General features: G+C 74.2%; 10 protein-coding genes. 5 read left to right on the top strand and 5 right to left on the bottom strand.

The window, feature by feature from the left end:
• Positions 1-173 precede the first annotated feature (173 nt).
• On the bottom strand, positions 174-1,100 hold the full coding sequence (locus AB0E67_RS21700; protein ID WP_362029186.1) for a hypothetical protein: 927 nt from the start codon (positions 1,098-1,100) through the stop codon (positions 174-176).
• Positions 1,101-1,110: 10 nt separating this feature from the next.
• Positions 1,111-1,506: a hypothetical protein gene (locus AB0E67_RS21695; RefSeq protein ID WP_362029183.1), complete on the bottom strand. Its 396-nt coding sequence runs from the start codon at positions 1,504-1,506 to the stop codon at positions 1,111-1,113.
• A gap of 79 nt (positions 1,507-1,585) precedes the next feature.
• Between AB0E67_RS21695 and AB0E67_RS21690 the strand changes: the two genes are divergently transcribed.
• Positions 1,586-5,380 (top strand): CHAT domain-containing protein, encoded by a 3,795-nt coding sequence (locus AB0E67_RS21690; RefSeq protein ID WP_362029180.1) that lies wholly within the window; start codon positions 1,586-1,588, stop codon positions 5,378-5,380.
• A gap of 16 nt (positions 5,381-5,396) precedes the next feature.
• Here AB0E67_RS21690 and AB0E67_RS21685 read toward each other — a convergent pair whose 3' ends face one another.
• Positions 5,397-6,137: a class I SAM-dependent methyltransferase gene (locus AB0E67_RS21685; RefSeq protein WP_362029177.1), complete on the bottom strand. Its 741-nt coding sequence runs from the start codon at positions 6,135-6,137 to the stop codon at positions 5,397-5,399.
• 337 nt (positions 6,138-6,474) lie between these two features.
• Here AB0E67_RS21685 and AB0E67_RS21680 point away from each other — a divergent pair, with 337 nt between their 5' ends.
• Positions 6,475-7,875, top strand: a complete 1,401-nt coding sequence (locus AB0E67_RS21680; RefSeq protein WP_362029174.1) for an amino acid permease — start codon at positions 6,475-6,477, stop codon at positions 7,873-7,875.
• An 88-nt stretch (positions 7,876-7,963) separates the two neighbouring features.
• Here the strand turns inward: AB0E67_RS21680 and AB0E67_RS21675 are convergent, their stop codons facing one another.
• Both AB0E67_RS21675 and AB0E67_RS21670 read right to left on the bottom strand, forming a co-directional pair.
• Positions 7,964-9,235 (bottom strand): FAD-dependent oxidoreductase, encoded by a 1,272-nt coding sequence (locus AB0E67_RS21675; protein WP_362029171.1) that lies wholly within the window; start codon positions 9,233-9,235, stop codon positions 7,964-7,966.
• A gap of 315 nt (positions 9,236-9,550) precedes the next feature.
• Positions 9,551-9,949, bottom strand: coding sequence for a DUF6221 family protein (locus AB0E67_RS21670; protein ID WP_362029168.1), 399 nt, complete (start codon positions 9,947-9,949; stop codon positions 9,551-9,553).
• A 273-nt stretch (positions 9,950-10,222) separates the two neighbouring features.
• Here AB0E67_RS21670 and AB0E67_RS21665 point away from each other — a divergent pair, with 273 nt between their 5' ends.
• From AB0E67_RS21665 to AB0E67_RS21655, 3 genes are all read left to right on the top strand, one after another.
• Complete coding sequence (locus AB0E67_RS21665; RefSeq protein ID WP_362029165.1) at positions 10,223-10,993, top strand: dienelactone hydrolase family protein; 771 nt, start codon at positions 10,223-10,225, stop codon at positions 10,991-10,993.
• 311 nt (positions 10,994-11,304) lie between these two features.
• A complete protein-coding gene (locus AB0E67_RS21660) occupies positions 11,305-13,191 on the top strand; it encodes a transketolase (RefSeq protein WP_362029162.1) in 1,887 nt (628 codons plus the stop codon).
• Positions 13,192-13,445: 254 nt separating this feature from the next.
• Positions 13,446-14,411 (top strand): aldo/keto reductase, encoded by a 966-nt coding sequence (locus AB0E67_RS21655; RefSeq protein WP_362029159.1) that lies wholly within the window; start codon positions 13,446-13,448, stop codon positions 14,409-14,411.
• Positions 14,412-14,446 lie beyond the last annotated feature (35 nt).

Here is a 14,446-nt window from a genome sequence, read left to right as displayed (position 1 = left end):
CTCCAGCCGGTCGTGCGCCTGAATCCCGTCCGTACCGGCCCACCGGTCGTACTCCGCGGTGACCACGAGCACCGCCTGCCCGAGCACCTGCGGGCGGGCGATCACCTGGGCCGACCGGAGCCGCTCCCCGGCCGGTCCGCGGCGGGTGCGCCGGTGCCATGGTCCGTCGACGGTCACTCGGCCTTTCTGAACACCGCCGACATCCCGTCCCCCGTGTCATGGGCCAGCAGTCCCTGTGCGTCCGGCGGGAGCAGGCCGACCCGGGTGGCCAGTTCGCGGCCGTGGACGTCGACGGCGGCCTCGACGAGGCCCGCCAGCGCGTCCAGGGCGGTGCGCGCGCGGGAGCGGGCCACGGCAGCGCAGCCGAGGGCGGCCAGGACGGCGGGCCACCACCAGCAGGCGAGCAGGGCGTAGCCGACGGCCCAGGCGGCGAGACGGGCGGCGGCGCCGAAGGAGTCGCGGGCCGACTGGATGTGGCGTACGGCGGGTTCGGGGAGGACCAGCCACAGCCGGGGCCAGAGGGTGGCGAGGTCCACTCCGTAGGCCGCCTCGACACGGTCGGCCGTTGCCTGCATGCGGTCGCCGTACCAGGTGGGGCGGGCCGGTTCGCGCAGTGCGACACGGTCGCGGGCCTCGGTGAGGGACCGGATCCGGGCCAGTGTGCCGCTCGGGACCATCACCGTGTCGTCGGGCCCGGCACCTGTCCAGTCGGCGCGGCCGACTGCCGCGTCGAGCCGCGCGTCCCGCTCCCTCCACCTGCGGACGCGGCGGACGGTGAGGGCGCGCGAGAGCGGGTCCCGGCCGAAGCGCAGCCAGTACCGCTCGATCACGCCGCCGAGGAACTGCGCGACGAGCGAGGCCGCGGTCGCGGCGAGCAGGACCAGGGCGACCAGGAGCGCGGCGGTGCCCGCGCGGTCGAGGGCGGGCCTGGTGGCGAGGTCGTCCAGACCGGTGCGCAGCCGGTCGATGTCGTGCCAGTGGCGGTGACCCAGGGTGGCGCCGACGGCCGTGACGGCGAGGAACAGCGCGCCGGGGAGCACCAGCAGGTTGAGCCAGCGTTCGGTGAGTCTGCCGCCCAGAGTGGCGAGGAGGGGATTCACGGGAGCGGGGTCACTGGGCGGAGTCCAGCCGGCCCTTGCGCATGCGCGTGCCGTTGACCGCGCAGTGCGGGGCGGGGAGCAGGTCGCGGGCCCGTTCGACGCGGGGGCACCGGGCCGGTCCGGGGCACACGGCCACCTTGATGTGGGGCGAGACGCCGGGGGCCGTCCAGCTCCGGGATCCGTTGACCAGCCCGCGTGCGTCCCCGGCCCGACGCAACGCCGTGTCCAGGACGCGGTAGCAGGCCGCGAGTTCGTCGGCGCCCGCGCCCGACCGCAGCAGGTCCCGCGCGTGCTCGGCCGCCTCCCGGACCTCGGGCTGTCGCAGAGCGTCCGGCGAGCCGAGCAGGAGGCACAACGACGCCGTCGCCCGGTGATCGGCATGAGGGAGGTCGGAAGACGCGGTCATGGTCCAAGTGTGCCGTAGATCGGGCAGAGTTGGGCGTGCGTGGACGTGACGACGAGACCGGACAGCGGGGAGCGGCGGGGTGAGGTACGACCGGGACTGGTTCCTGCAGGCGATCCGTGCGCGCCTCGCGCGGGCCGCGACCGCGGACGGAGGGGTGGACGGGGCCGTGGTGTTCGGCCCCGAGGCGGACGCGGAACTGCGGGGGCTGCTGCGGACCGCCGACGCCAGGACCGACATGGAGGCCCGGCACGCGGCCGGGTGGCTCTGCGTCGCCCGCGAGATGGCCGGGCCGGGGGAGCACGGCGGCGTGCACGGGTGCATGGCGGGCACACTGCTCTTCCCGGTCTGGGTCGCCGATCCGGGGCTGGTGCCGCCGGAGTTGGCGGCGCGTTACGCGGCCACCGGTCCCGCCGTCCGCCCCGACCCGGCGGACGCGGACGGCCCCGCCGAGTGGGCGGCCCAGTGTGCCGCGTGGCTGATCGTGGCGGAGGGGCGGCAGTACGACCCGCCGCCGGGGGCCTCCGAAGACGTACGCCGGCTCCACCGACTGGCCGCGGCCCTCGGTGCCGTGTTGCCCTCTCCCGGGATCCGGCTCGCCACCGCGGTCGGATGCGGCAGCCTCGCCGTCCTCGCGACGCCGGAGTACGACCCCCGGTACGCGGACCGGCACGCGGGCCTGTCCCGGGCGCTGGACCGGGCCGGGACGACCTGGCCGCTCGGGGACCTGCTCGGCGACATGTCCGGCGACACGTCAGGAGAGGCCGCGGACCCGGTGCGGCTCGCCCACCGCGCCCTCAAGGCGATCCCGGCCGGGTCGCCCGAGCGTCTCCTCGCCCTCGACGCCCTGGCCGCCCGGCTCCTGGACCGCTACCTGCGCTCGTACGACCCCGAGGACCTGCACGAGGCGGTCGGCATCGCACGTGACGCACTGGCCCAGGCGGCCCCCGGGAGTCCCCGACCGTTCTACGGTCTCGACGTCCTGAAGCGCGCGCTGTTGCTGCTGCGGCAGCGGGAGGGCGCGACACCCGAGGAGTGCGACGAGGTGGTGGAGCTGTGCCGCCGGGCGCTGCCCGGCGATGCGGAACCCGCGACGGCGGGCCACGACCTGGGCATGGCCCTCGTGCTGAGGGCACAGTACACAGGCCGGACCGAGGATCTGGACGAGGCGGTCGCCGTGCTGACCGAGGCGCTTCGGGCGGCCACGGATCCCGGTCGGAGCGCCGCCTTGCGCAACGCGCTGGGCAACGCCCTGCGCGCCCGTTCCGTCGCGACCGGCGCTCAGGCCGATCTGGACGCGGCGCTCGGCCTGATCGGCCCGGCCACCGCTTCGACGGAGCCGCCGGACGGCTCCGGACCACCGCTTCTCGCCCCCGCGATGGCCCTGTACACCCGCTACACGCGCGACCCGGAGGCGAACGGGCCGGATCTGGCGGAGGCGCTGCGCCGGCTGCGGCGGGCCGAGGCGCTCACACCGCCGGGCCACCCGGACCGCCCCACCATGCTCGACGATCTCGGACTGGTGCTGACCGCCGGCTATCAGCGCTCCGGAGATCCCGGGGAGTTGAACGAGGCGGTGCGCGCCCATCGGGCGGCGGTGGCACTCACCCCCGAGGGACACCGGATGCTCGGAGTGCGGCTGCTCAACCTCGGCGCGGCGCTGGACCTGCGTCACCAGCTGACCGAGGACGGCGAGGACCTGCGGGAGGCCCAGGAGTGCCGGGGCCGGGCCGCCGCGCTGCCCGGCCTGGGCCGTGCGCACCGCGCGGCGTTGCTGAGCTCGACGGGGATCGGTCTGGTCATCGGCCTCGGACGCGCCGCCGATCCGGCCGGCGGACTCGATGAGGCGGTACCGCTGCTCAGAGAGGCCCTCGCCCTCACCCCGGAGGGCGACCCGCTGCTGCCCCGTCGGCGTCACAACCTCGCCATCGCCCTGATGGCACGCTTCGCACGGACGCCGCGGATCGGCGACGCCCGCGAGGCGCGCGAGCTGGCCAACGCGGTGATCGCGGCGCTGCCCGCGAACTCGCCCGAGCTGGCGGGTGCTTTGACGGTGGCGGCGGGGGCACGGCTCCTGAGCCCCCGCGTCCTGGTGTCGTCCGCGGCCCGCGACGAAGTGGTCGCGCTCTTCCACCGGGCCGTCGAGGCCACCCCGCCCGGTCACCCCCACCGCACCTTGCGCCTGACGAACCTCGGCCGCGTTCTGAGCGACCGGAGGCCCGGCCGCCGTCGCCGCGGAGCCGACCTGGTCGCGGCGGCCGACGTGTTCCGTTCGGCGGCCCTGGAGCAGCAGTGCGCGCCCTCCCTGCGCATGGAAGCGGCACGGGCCTGGGGCGACGTCCGGGCGGAGCTGGGCGACTGGGAAGGAGCCCTGGACGGCTACGCCCTGGCGGTCGACCTGTTGCATTCCGTGGCGCCGCGTCATCTCGTCCGTGACGACCAGGAGTTCCTGCTGAGCGGGACCGTCGGGCTGGGTGCCCGGGCGGCGGCCTGCGCGGTGCGCTGTGGCCGGCCCGGGCTCGCGGTCGGACTGCTCGAACAGGCCAGGGGCGTGATCCTCTCCCACGCCTTCGACGCCGACAGCGATCTGACGCGGCTCCGGGAGACCGCCCCGGACCTCGCCGACCGCTTCGAGGAACTCCGGGAGGCCCTCGACACCGCGACCGGCGCCCGGGAGTTCCTCGAAGAACGACCGCCCGGCCCCGACGCCCGCGCCGATCTGCGGCAGCGGCTGGCGGCCGAGTGGCGGGACCTCACGGACCGGATCCGCGCCGAACACCCCGAGCTGGGCATGCTGCGTCCGGTGCGTGAGTGGGACGAGCGCGAACTGCGCGCGACCGCCGCGGCGGGCCCGGTGATCCTGGTCAACGTCTCGCCGTACGGCAGCGACGCCCTGGTCGTCACCGAGCGCTCCATCGACGCCGTGCCCCTCCCCGGGCTCGACCAGCGGACGACGGCGGCGCGTCGGCGCACCTTCCAGGACGCGCTGGTCCGCATCGAGACACCCGGAACCTCCCGCAAGCAGTCGCGGCGTGCCCAGGAGGACGTACGGGAGACCCTCGCCTGGCTGTGGCGGGCGGCCACCGGTCCGGTCCTCGACCGCCTCCCGGAGGCCACTCGAGTGTGGTGGTCGCCCGGCGGTCTCCTGGGCACGCTGCCCCTGCACGCGGCGGCCCCCGTCGACGCTCCGGGCGCCCTGGACCGGGTGGTCTCCTCGTACACACCGACGCTGCGGGCCCTGCACCACGCCCGTCGCCGCGCCGCCCGCCCGGCGGGCGGCGGCACGCTCGTGGTCAGTGTCGCGGGGGCCACCGGCCAGGCCCCGCTCCCGGGCGCACGCCGGGAGGCGGACCAGCTGGCCGGCCTCCTCCCCGGCGCCGCGCTGCTGGCGGACGCGGACGCCACCCGCTCCGCGGTCGTCTCCGCCCTGCACCACCACGCCCACGCCCATTTCGCCTGCCACGCCCTGGGCGACCCGGAACGTCCCTCCGGCAGCAGGCTCGTCCTGCACGACCACACCGCGCACCCGCTGACCGTGCGCGACCTGGCCCGGCTGCGGCTGCCGTCGGTCCGGCTCGCCTACCTCTCCGCCTGCGACACCCTGCGCACCAGCCCCGGGCTCGCCGACGAGGCCGTGCACATCGTCAGCGCCTTCCAGATGGCCGGCTTCCCCCACGTCGTCGGCTCGCTGTGGCATGTCGACGACGCCATCGGGGCCGAGGTCGCGCTGAGCGTCTACGAAGCGCTGAACACGGGCGACGGCGCGCTCGACGTCGCCCGCGCGGCCGAGGCCCTGCACCGGGCCGTGCGCACCCTGCGCGACACCTATCCGCGGACCCCGAGCCTGTGGGCCTGCCAGGTGCACGCGGGTCCCTGATGGCCGGGCGGCGGCCTCAGACCGGCTTGCGCCACACGGAGACGTGCTTCGTGGAGTCCTCGGTGAACGGCTCCCCGCTCCAGTCCGCGACGCGGCGTTCCCGTTCGAGCCCCGCGAGCCGTGCCATCAGGTCGAGCTCCGCCGGCCAGGCGTACCGGTGCCGGGACTCGCTGCGGCGGTAGCGGCCGTCGTCGCCGTCGCGGGTGAGGTGGTGCGAGACGAGGATCTGCTCGGCCAGATCGAAGGTGTCGAAGCCGAGATGCCGTTCGGAGACGTCGAACGGCACCGCGACCTGCCCGGGCGGGAGGAACCGCAGCGGCGGTACTTCCAGCTCGACGACGAACCGGCCGCCGGGGGCCAGATGGCGGGCGGCGTTCCGGAAGCACTCGACCTGCTCGCCCTGGGTGAGCAGGTTGGTGATCGTGTTGTAGACGAGGTAGACCAGGCTGAACTCCCCGGGGACGGTGGTCGTGGCCATGTCCCCGACGGCGACCGGAAGGGTTTCCTCGTCCACCTTGCGCCGCAGGACCGCGGCCATGTGCTCGGACAGTTCGATGCCCACGACCGGCACACCGCGTTCCCGGAGCGGGACGCCCACCCGCCCGGTTCCGACGGCGAACTCCAGTGCCCGGCCGTCCCCGGCGAGTTCGGCGAGGAAGTCGAGAGCCGGTCCGAGGAAGGCGGGCGAGGACCTCTCGGTCTCCTCGGCGTCGTAGCGTTCGGCGGTCGCGCGGGTCCACAGCTCGCTGCTCGTCATGGGCAGTCACTGTGCCGGAGGCGATGGGGCGATGTCGACGCGTTTTCCGTTCGGGTGTGCCCGGCGCGGGCGGTGCCGGGGCTCCCGGTGAAGGATGCGCCGACCCATGCCCTCGAACCCGTCCGTTTTCCGGTCGAAGCGGGTGATTCGGTGAACATTCAGCGGCGATTTTGTCTGAGGTGTCCGATATCCGAGCATGGAGCAAATCCCCGGGCGATGACCACGGCAGAGGTGTGTGCCCGCACACCCGCCCGCCGCCGTGGCGCCGCCCGGGGGCCGTGACGCGGCCCGCGGGGGCGGCCGACGGCATCCCGGAAGGACGAAAGGCACACCACCCATGCGCGACACCGGAACCGTTCCACCATCGGCTCCGGCCCCGGCCTCCGCGGCCTCGCCGGGGTCCTCGCGGCTCCCGGAGCGGGAAGGGGACGGCCGGCACGCCCGACGCTTCGGGCTTCCGGTGGCGACCGCCCTGGTCATGGGCAACATCATCGGCGGCGGCATCTTCCTGCTCCCCGCGTCCGTCGCCCCGTACGGCACCATCAGCCTCGTCGCCTTCGGAGTGCTCACGCTCGGGGCCATCGCGCTCGCGCTCGTCTTCGGACGGCTCGCGCGGCGCGACCCGCGCACCGGCGGGCCGTACGTCTACGTGCGCGAGGCGTTCGGCGACTTCGCGGGCTTCCTGGCCGCCTGGTCGTACTGGATCACCTCCTGGGTGAGCAACGCGGCGCTCGCCGTCACCGCCGTGGGCTACCTGGACGTGCTGCTGCCCCTGCACGGTTCGCCGTGGCTGATGATGACCGCCGCACTCGTGGTGCAGTGGGCGCCCGCCCTCGCCAACCTCGCCGGGACCCGCTACGTGGGCGCGGTGCAGCTCGTCTCCACCGTGCTGAAGTTCGTGCCCCTGCTGCTGGTCGCGGTCGGCGGGATGTTCTTCTTCGACGCGGACAACCTCGGCCCCTTCCAGGCCACGGGCGGCAGTGCCCTCGGCGCGGTCTCCGCGTCCGCCGCGATCCTGCTCTTCAGCTATCTCGGCGTCGAGTCGGCGGCGGTCAGCGCGGGGGAGGTGCGCGACCCCCGGCGCAACGTCGGCCGGGCGACCGTCCTCGGCACGCTCGGCGCGGCGCTGGTGTACCTCCTGGGCACGCTCGCCGTCTTCGGCACCGTCGCGCACGACGAGCTGCTCACGTCGAAGGCCCCCTTCACCGACGCCGTCGACGCCATGTTCGGCGGCACGTGGGGCGGCGCGGTGGTCGCCTGCGCGGCGCTCGTGTCGATCGTGGGCGCGTTGAACGGCTGGACGCTGCTGAGCGCCCAGACGGCGTACGCCGCGGCCCGCGACGGGCTGTTCCCCGACCGCTTCGTGGTGAAGCGGCGCGGAGTGCCCACCTTCGGGGTCGTCGTCGCGGCCGTGCTCGCCTCCCTGCTGACCGTCTACAACTACATGGCCGGGTCGGCCCGGGTGTTCGAGATCCTGGTGCTGGTCACGACCTTCACCGCGGCCGTCCCGTACCTGCTGGCGACGGCGGCCCAGCTGTACTTCCTCGCCTCGGGGCGGCGCGACCGGGTCCGCCCGGCCCGCCTCGTCCGTGACGCCGCGCTCGCCCTGGTCGCCTTCGGCTTCTCCATGTGGCTCCTCGCGGGCTCCGGCTACGCCGCCGTCTACCAGGGCGTGCTGTTCCTCTTCGCGGGAGTGCTCGTCTACGCCTGGATGTCGGCCCGCAAGGCGCGCGCCTGACCCCGACCGCGCCCGACCGCGCCCGCGTCCCCGGTGTCCGGTGGCAGGTGTCCGCGCGTGATGCCCGGTGCCGGTCCGCCGTGCGCGTTCAGCGCACCGAGGCGGTGGGCGGGCGTTCGCGCAGGGCCCCGTAGGCGAAGAAGTACGCCGGCAGACGGTTCAGCCACCGCGAGGTCGTGACGAGCTCGCTCAGCCGCCGGGCACGCCTCGCGTCGCCGAACGCCGGGCGGCCCGAGAGGACCGGTTCGATGATGTTCGTGTGGGCGAGGCGCTGAAGGGTCTGCGTCGCGACGGTCGTCGGCAGACGGCGGCGCTGGATCCGGCGCACGGTCCGCAGGCCGACCGCGCCCTCGCGCAGCGGCCCGACGAGGTACCGGGCGGCGGCCACCGCGTCCTCGACCGCGAGGTTGATCCCGATGCCGAACACCGGTGACATCGCGTGCGCGGCGTCGCCGATGCAGAGCAGTCCCGGGCGGTGCCAGCGTCGCAGGCGGTCGAGCCGTACGTCGAGCAGTTTCACCTCGTCCCACGAGCCGAGCGCGTGCACGCGGTCCGCGAGCCAGGGCACGCCGGCCGCGAACTCGCCACGGAACCGGTCGAGGCCGGCGGCGCGGCGCCGCGTGTCGGTCCCCTTCGGGATCAACGTGGCGCACTGCCAGTAGTCCCCGCGGTCGATCAAGGCGCTGAAGAACCGGTCGCCGACGCCTCCCACGAGCCCGTGCGGGTCGCCGTCCCGCCGCGGCAGCCTGAACCACCAGGCGTCCATCGGACAGGCGAAGCTCCGCAGCCCCAGTTCGGGCAACGACCGGGCCAGCGAGAACCGGCCGTCACAGGCGACGGTGAGCGTGGCGCGCAGCTCGCCGACGCGGCCGTCGGACGTGCGGTACCGCACTCCGGCGACCCTTCCCCGAGCCCTCCGCCCCGTTCGGCCGCGGCGTGAACCGGTGCGCTCCCGCAGGAACCCGATCGCCTCGGTGTTCATCCGGAGCGAGAAGGACGGCTCCCGCGCGGCCTCGTCCACGAGGAGGTTCAGCAGATCCCACTGCGGCACCATCGCGATGTAGTTGTACGGGCCGCGCAACGCGCCGATGTCCCCGACGGTGACCAGCGAGCGGTCCGGGCCGAGGGGCACCTGGACCGTCGTCACCCGGCGCTGCGGCAGCCGGCCGAACCGTCCGGCCAGCCCCAGTTCGTCCAGCAGCCCCAGGGTGGACGGATGCACGGTGTCGCCGCGGAAGTCGCGCAGGAAGTCGCCGTGCTTCTCCAGGACCGTGACCGCCACCCCCGCCCGGGCCAGCAGCAGCCCGAGGACCATTCCGGCGGGCCCGCCGCCCACCACACAGCATGTGGTCCGTTCCATGGCCGCCGCTCCCTCCGGTGCAGTCCCCGGGCCGGTGATGACAGGGGACGTATACCCGCGGCGGCGCCGGTCGAGTGCCCGGCGAAGCGGTGGTTCCCGCCGACGGCCGCCCCCCGGAGACCTCGCTGCTGCGCGTCTGGCTGCTGCACGGCCAGTGCCGCTCCCGGCAACGTTTGCCCCGTCGCGCCGTCCGGCACTTCCCCGAGCTCTCAGCTTCGTTCGAGCAGGGGAGACCCCATTCGGGGGCTTCCGGCCCCCTTGCGATCGCACGCACCGGACGACGTTCCTTCCGGGCAAGCCATGCCGGTCACAGCACTAGTGGATGAACCGCGGCAGCCACTTCGCCCGGTAGTCGGGATGGCCCGCGTGTTCCGCGGCGAGCTGTCGCACGGCGAAACCGAGGCCGACCGCGCGACCGGACGAGAAGTCGTGGTCCGGGCGGTCGGTGTCCTGGTCGGCCACCTCCGCGTACTCGTTGAGGAGAACCCTGCTCGTCTCGATGCGACGACGGGTGCGCGCGGGATCCTGGAGGGCGATGTGCTGATCGAAACCGTGACCGCGCAGGCTGAACGTGATGGCACCGGTCCGGTCGTGGACCTCGCCGGACATCCCGGACGGGCAGCGCCAGCTGTCCCCGCCCGCCGACTGCGCGATCCGCTCCTCCTCGGCGAGACGCGCCCGAACGAATTCGATCATGTCGGAGTTGTCTGTCATCGGGGTTCCGCATCCTTCACCGTCCTGGTCCCCTGCCGGAAACCGCACCTGCTGTCCGCCCGAGTACTGTTCTTCGACCGAGGCTGCCGCTCGACGATACCGAGTCGTGGGACCGGAACAGTGCTCATGAACATGGTCGGCGCCGCACGCTCCCGCCGGGGCGCCGGTCACCTCCCGCCCGGCCGTCCCCGCGCGCCGGGCCGGCGCCACGACCGGGAAGAACCGCCACGAGCGGGAAGCACCGCCGCAAGCGAGAAGTGAAGGGAATCGCCCATGACCGCCGTGCACGGGACGTCCGTGGACATCACCACACCGGACGGCGTCGCCGACGCCTATCTGGTCCACCCGGACGACGGAGTGCCGCATCCCGCGGTCCTCCTCTACATGGACGCCTTCGGACTCCGACCCCGGCTCAGGAGCACGGCCGACCGTCTCGCCGGAGCCGGATACACCGTCCTGGTCCCCAACGTCTTCCACCGCCACGGCAGGGCCCCGGTGGTCGAACTGCCCGACTTCATCGATCCGGCCGCACGTCCGGAGATCTTCGAGCGCCTCGGGCCGATCCTGCGCTCGCTCACCCCCGAGCTGGCGATGCGCGACGCGGACGCCTACCTGACCTGGCTGGCGGACTGCCCCGCGGCCGCCGACGGGCCGGTCGCCGTCACGGGGTACTGCATGGGCGCCGGCCTCGCCCTGCGCACCGCGGGCACGTACCCGGACCGGATCGCGGCCGCGGCCGGCTTCCACGGCGCGCGGCTGGCCACCGAGTCCGCCGACAGCCCCCATCTGCTCGCCGAGCGGATCACCGCGGAGCTGTACTTCGGCCACGCCGACGAGGACCCCGCGCTGCCGCCCGAGCAGATCGCCCGCCTCGACGCGGCCCTCACCGCGGCGGGCGTGCGCCACCGGGGCGAGGTCTACGCCGGGGCGCGGCACGGATTCACCCAGGCGGACACCGCCGCGTACGACCGCGACGCGGACGAGCGTCACTGGACCGCGCTGCTGGCCCTCCTGGACCGCACCGTCGGACCGTCCCGCGCCTGAGAGCCCGTCGGGGGAACGGTGACCGGTGCGGCCACGCCCGGGTGCGCACGTTTCCGGCGCCTGGCACCGCACGCGCCGTGCCGCGTCAGGTTTCCGGCCGAAGGCCACCCGGCAGGCTCTGAATCGCGGCCCGCGCGCCCGGGACATACGGTCGGCAAGGGGCACGGTGCCGTGCCCCGCTGTGCCGCCCCGCTCCCGGGCGCCGCCGCCCCGTGGCCGCGCGCCGACGGCCGTGGAACGCCCGGAACGCGGAACCGGACCGTCGGGAGGCGGTGGACGGGAGGCGGAGGACCGGACGAGAGGAGGCCGTGATGACGGCCGAGAACACCAGCACCGCCCTCGGACCCGACAGCGGCCTGGACGAGGTCTTCGAACTGGCCCAGCAACTGCGCGTGGACTCCGTCCGCGCCAGCACCTCCGCCGGTTCCGGGCACCCGACCTCCAGCCTGTCCGCCGCCGACCTGATGGCCGTCCTCATGACCCGCCATCTGCGCTACGACTGGCAGCACCCGCACAACCGCGCCAACGACCACCTGATCTTCTCCAAGGGACACGCCTCGCCCCTGCTGTACGCGATGTTCCTCGCCGCCGGCGCGATCGGCGAGGAGGAGCTGATGACCACCTACCGCCGCGCCGGTGCCCGCCTCCAGGGGCACCCCACTCCGGTGCTGCCCTGGGTGGACGCGGCCACCGGATCGCTGGGCCAGGGCATCGCGTACGGGGTCGGCATCGCGCTCGCCGGACGCGACCTGGAGCACGAGCCGTACCACGTGTGGGTCCTGTGCGGCGACAGCGAGATGACCGAGGGCTCGGTGTGGGAGGCCCTGGACAAGGCGGGCCGCCACCGTCTGGCCAACTTCGTCGCGATCATCGACGTCAACCGGCTCGGCCAGCGCGGTCCCACGGAGCTGGGATGGGACACCGGTGCCTACGCCCGCCGCGCCGAGGCGTTCGGCTGCCGCGCCCTCGTCGTCGACGGCCATGACCTCGAGGCCGTCGACGAAGCCCTGACCACCGCGCGCGACGGGCAGGCCCCCACCGTCGTCGTCGCCCGCACCGTCAAGGGCCAGGGCGTCTTCGAGATCGCGGACGCCGAGGGCTGGCACGGCAAGGCGCTGCCCGACGACCTCGCCGCCCGTGCCGTCGCCGAACTCGGCGGGGTACGCCACCTCACCGTGCGCGGCCACCGGCCGCCCGCGGCCCCCGTGGTCGCCCCGCCCGCCCCGGTGCGGGTCGTGCTGCCGCAGTTCCGGACCGGCGAGACCGTCGCCACCCGTGTCGCCTTCGGCAAGGCGCTCGCCGCGGTCGGCGACCGGCCCGACATCGTGGCCCTGGACGCCGAGGTGGGCAACTCCACCCACGCGGAGGACTTCGGCAAGGCCCATCCCGAGCGGTACTTCCAGACCTACATCGCCGAACAGCAGATGATCGCCTCCGCGGTCGGCATGGCCGCGCGCGGCTACCGCCCCTACGCCACCACCTTCGCCGCCTTCCTCACCCGGGCCCACGACTTCATCCGCATGGCGGCCGTCTCCGGGGTCTCGATGAGCCTGTGCGGAACCCACTGCGGGGTCGAGATCGGCGCCGACGGGCCCTCCCAGATGGGTCTGGAGGATCTCGCCATGATGCGCGCCGTCCACGGCTCCACCGTGCTCTACCCCTCCGACGCCACGTCCACCGCCGCCCTGACCGCCGCCATGGCCTACCTGGACGGCATCTCCTACCTGCGCACCACCCGGGGCGCCTACCCCGTCCTCTACGCACCCGACGAGACGTTCCCCGTCGGCGGTTCCAAGACCCTGCGTTCCGGCCCCGACGACCGGGTCACCCTCGTCGGCGCGGGCGTCACCCTCCACGAATGCCTCGCCGCGGCGGACGCGCTGGCCGCCGACGGTGTCCCCGCGCGCGTCGTCGACCTGTACTCCGTCAAGCCGGTGGACCTCGCCACGCTCGCCCGCGCCGCCCGGGACACCGGAGCACTGGTCGTCGCGGAGGACCACCACCCCGAGGGAGGCATCGGCGAGGCCGTGCTGTCCGCGCTCGCCGCGCAGCGGCTGGCCCCGGCGTTCGCCCATCTCGCCGTACGCGACCTGCCGGGTTCCGGGACCAGCGCCGAACTGCTCGACGCGGCCGGCATCTCCCGTACCCACATCGCGCGGACCGGGCGGGAGCTCGTCGGCCGTCGAGCCGGCGGCTGAACGGGGCGCGGCGCCGGGGGAGACCGCCTTCGCACGCGGCGGCGGTCAGGATTCCGGTTCCTCCCGCGAGCGCGGTCCCGGGCGTAGGGGCCGTCGGCGACGTCGTCGACCCCCGGGCCGTCGAGCGGCGTCGCGCCGGCGGTCTTCGCGAAACCCACCCGTCACATCCGCCCCAAGTCGCTTATCGTCGAGGGGGATTGCCCGGCGAGCGCGACGGCGCCGCCGGGAAGGGGATGACGACGAGGAGGACGACTGTGCGCTGTCGCGCGCTGGGACGCAGTGGGCTTTCGGTGTCCGAGATCGGTTACGGCGCCTGGGGCATCGGCGAGTCCGCCTGGGTGGGGGCCACGGAGAGCGAGTCCGTGCGCGCCCTGCACCGCGCCGTCGAACTCGGCGTCAATTTCGTGGACACGGCCCGGGGTTACGGCGAGAGCGAACGGATCGTGGGCCGGGTCGTGCGCGAACGGTCCGACGACGAGGTTCTCGTCGCCACCAAGGTGCCGCCGAAGAACCGGATGTGGCCGGCACCCGAGGGCATCGACCCGGCCGAGACGTTCCCGGGCGAGCACATCCGCGAGAGCCTGGAGACCAGTCTGCGCGTATCCGGGCTGGACCACTTCGACGTCCTGCAGTTCCACGTCTGGAGCGACGACTGGGTCGGCCGCGGCGACTGGCTGGAGACGATCGGCGCGCTCAAACAGGAGGGAAAGATCCGCCTGTTCGGCGTCTCCGTCAACGACCACCGGCCCGACAGCGCGCTCGCGCTCGTACGCAGTGGCGCCGTGGACAGCGTGCAGGTCATCTACAACGTCTTCGACCAGGCACCGGCCGACGAACTGCTGCCGGCCTGCGCGGAGCACGGCGTCGGCGTGATCGTCCGGGTGCCGCTCGACGAGGGCGGTCTGACCGGTCGCATCACCGCGGGCACGACGTTCCCCGAAGGGGACTGGCGCGGGCGGTACTTCCGCGACGACCGCCCGGCACAGGTCGAACGGCGCGTGGCCGCGATCGCCGCCGACCTCGGTGTCCCGACGGACGGGATCGCGGAGTACGCCCTGCGGTTCGTGCTGAGTTCGCCCGAGGTCTCCACCGTCATCCCCGGCATGCGCAGCGTGCGCAACGTCGAGCGCAACACGGCCGTGAGCGACGGGCGTTCGCTCACCGCGGAGCAGCACGCCGTGCTGGCCCGGCACCGGTGGCAGCGCAACTTCTATTCGTGAGTCCCGGGTCGCGACCGACGCACACGCGCGGCCCG

Source organism: Streptomyces sp. NPDC032161 (assembly GCF_040636995.1).
Lineage (GTDB): Bacteria > Actinomycetota > Actinomycetes > Streptomycetales > Streptomycetaceae > Streptomyces.
This window is presented reverse-complemented; position numbering and strand designations above follow the sequence as displayed.

Coding starts and splice junctions, on each gene's coding strand:
- AB0E67_RS21660 (WP_362029162.1), top strand. CDS start 11,305: ATGACGGCCGAGAACACCAGCACCGCCCTCGGACCCGACAGCGGCCTG.
- AB0E67_RS21680 (WP_362029174.1), top strand. CDS start 6,475: ATGCGCGACACCGGAACCGTTCCACCATCGGCTCCGGCCCCGGCCTCC.
- AB0E67_RS21685 (WP_362029177.1), bottom strand. CDS start 6,137: ATGACGAGCAGCGAGCTGTGGACCCGCGCGACCGCCGAACGCTACGAC.
- AB0E67_RS21670 (WP_362029168.1), bottom strand. CDS start 9,949: ATGACAGACAACTCCGACATGATCGAATTCGTTCGGGCGCGTCTCGCC.
- AB0E67_RS21675 (WP_362029171.1), bottom strand. CDS start 9,235: ATGGAACGGACCACATGCTGTGTGGTGGGCGGCGGGCCCGCCGGAATG.
- AB0E67_RS21665 (WP_362029165.1), top strand. CDS start 10,223: ATGACCGCCGTGCACGGGACGTCCGTGGACATCACCACACCGGACGGC.
- AB0E67_RS21695 (WP_362029183.1), bottom strand. CDS start 1,506: ATGACCGCGTCTTCCGACCTCCCTCATGCCGATCACCGGGCGACGGCG.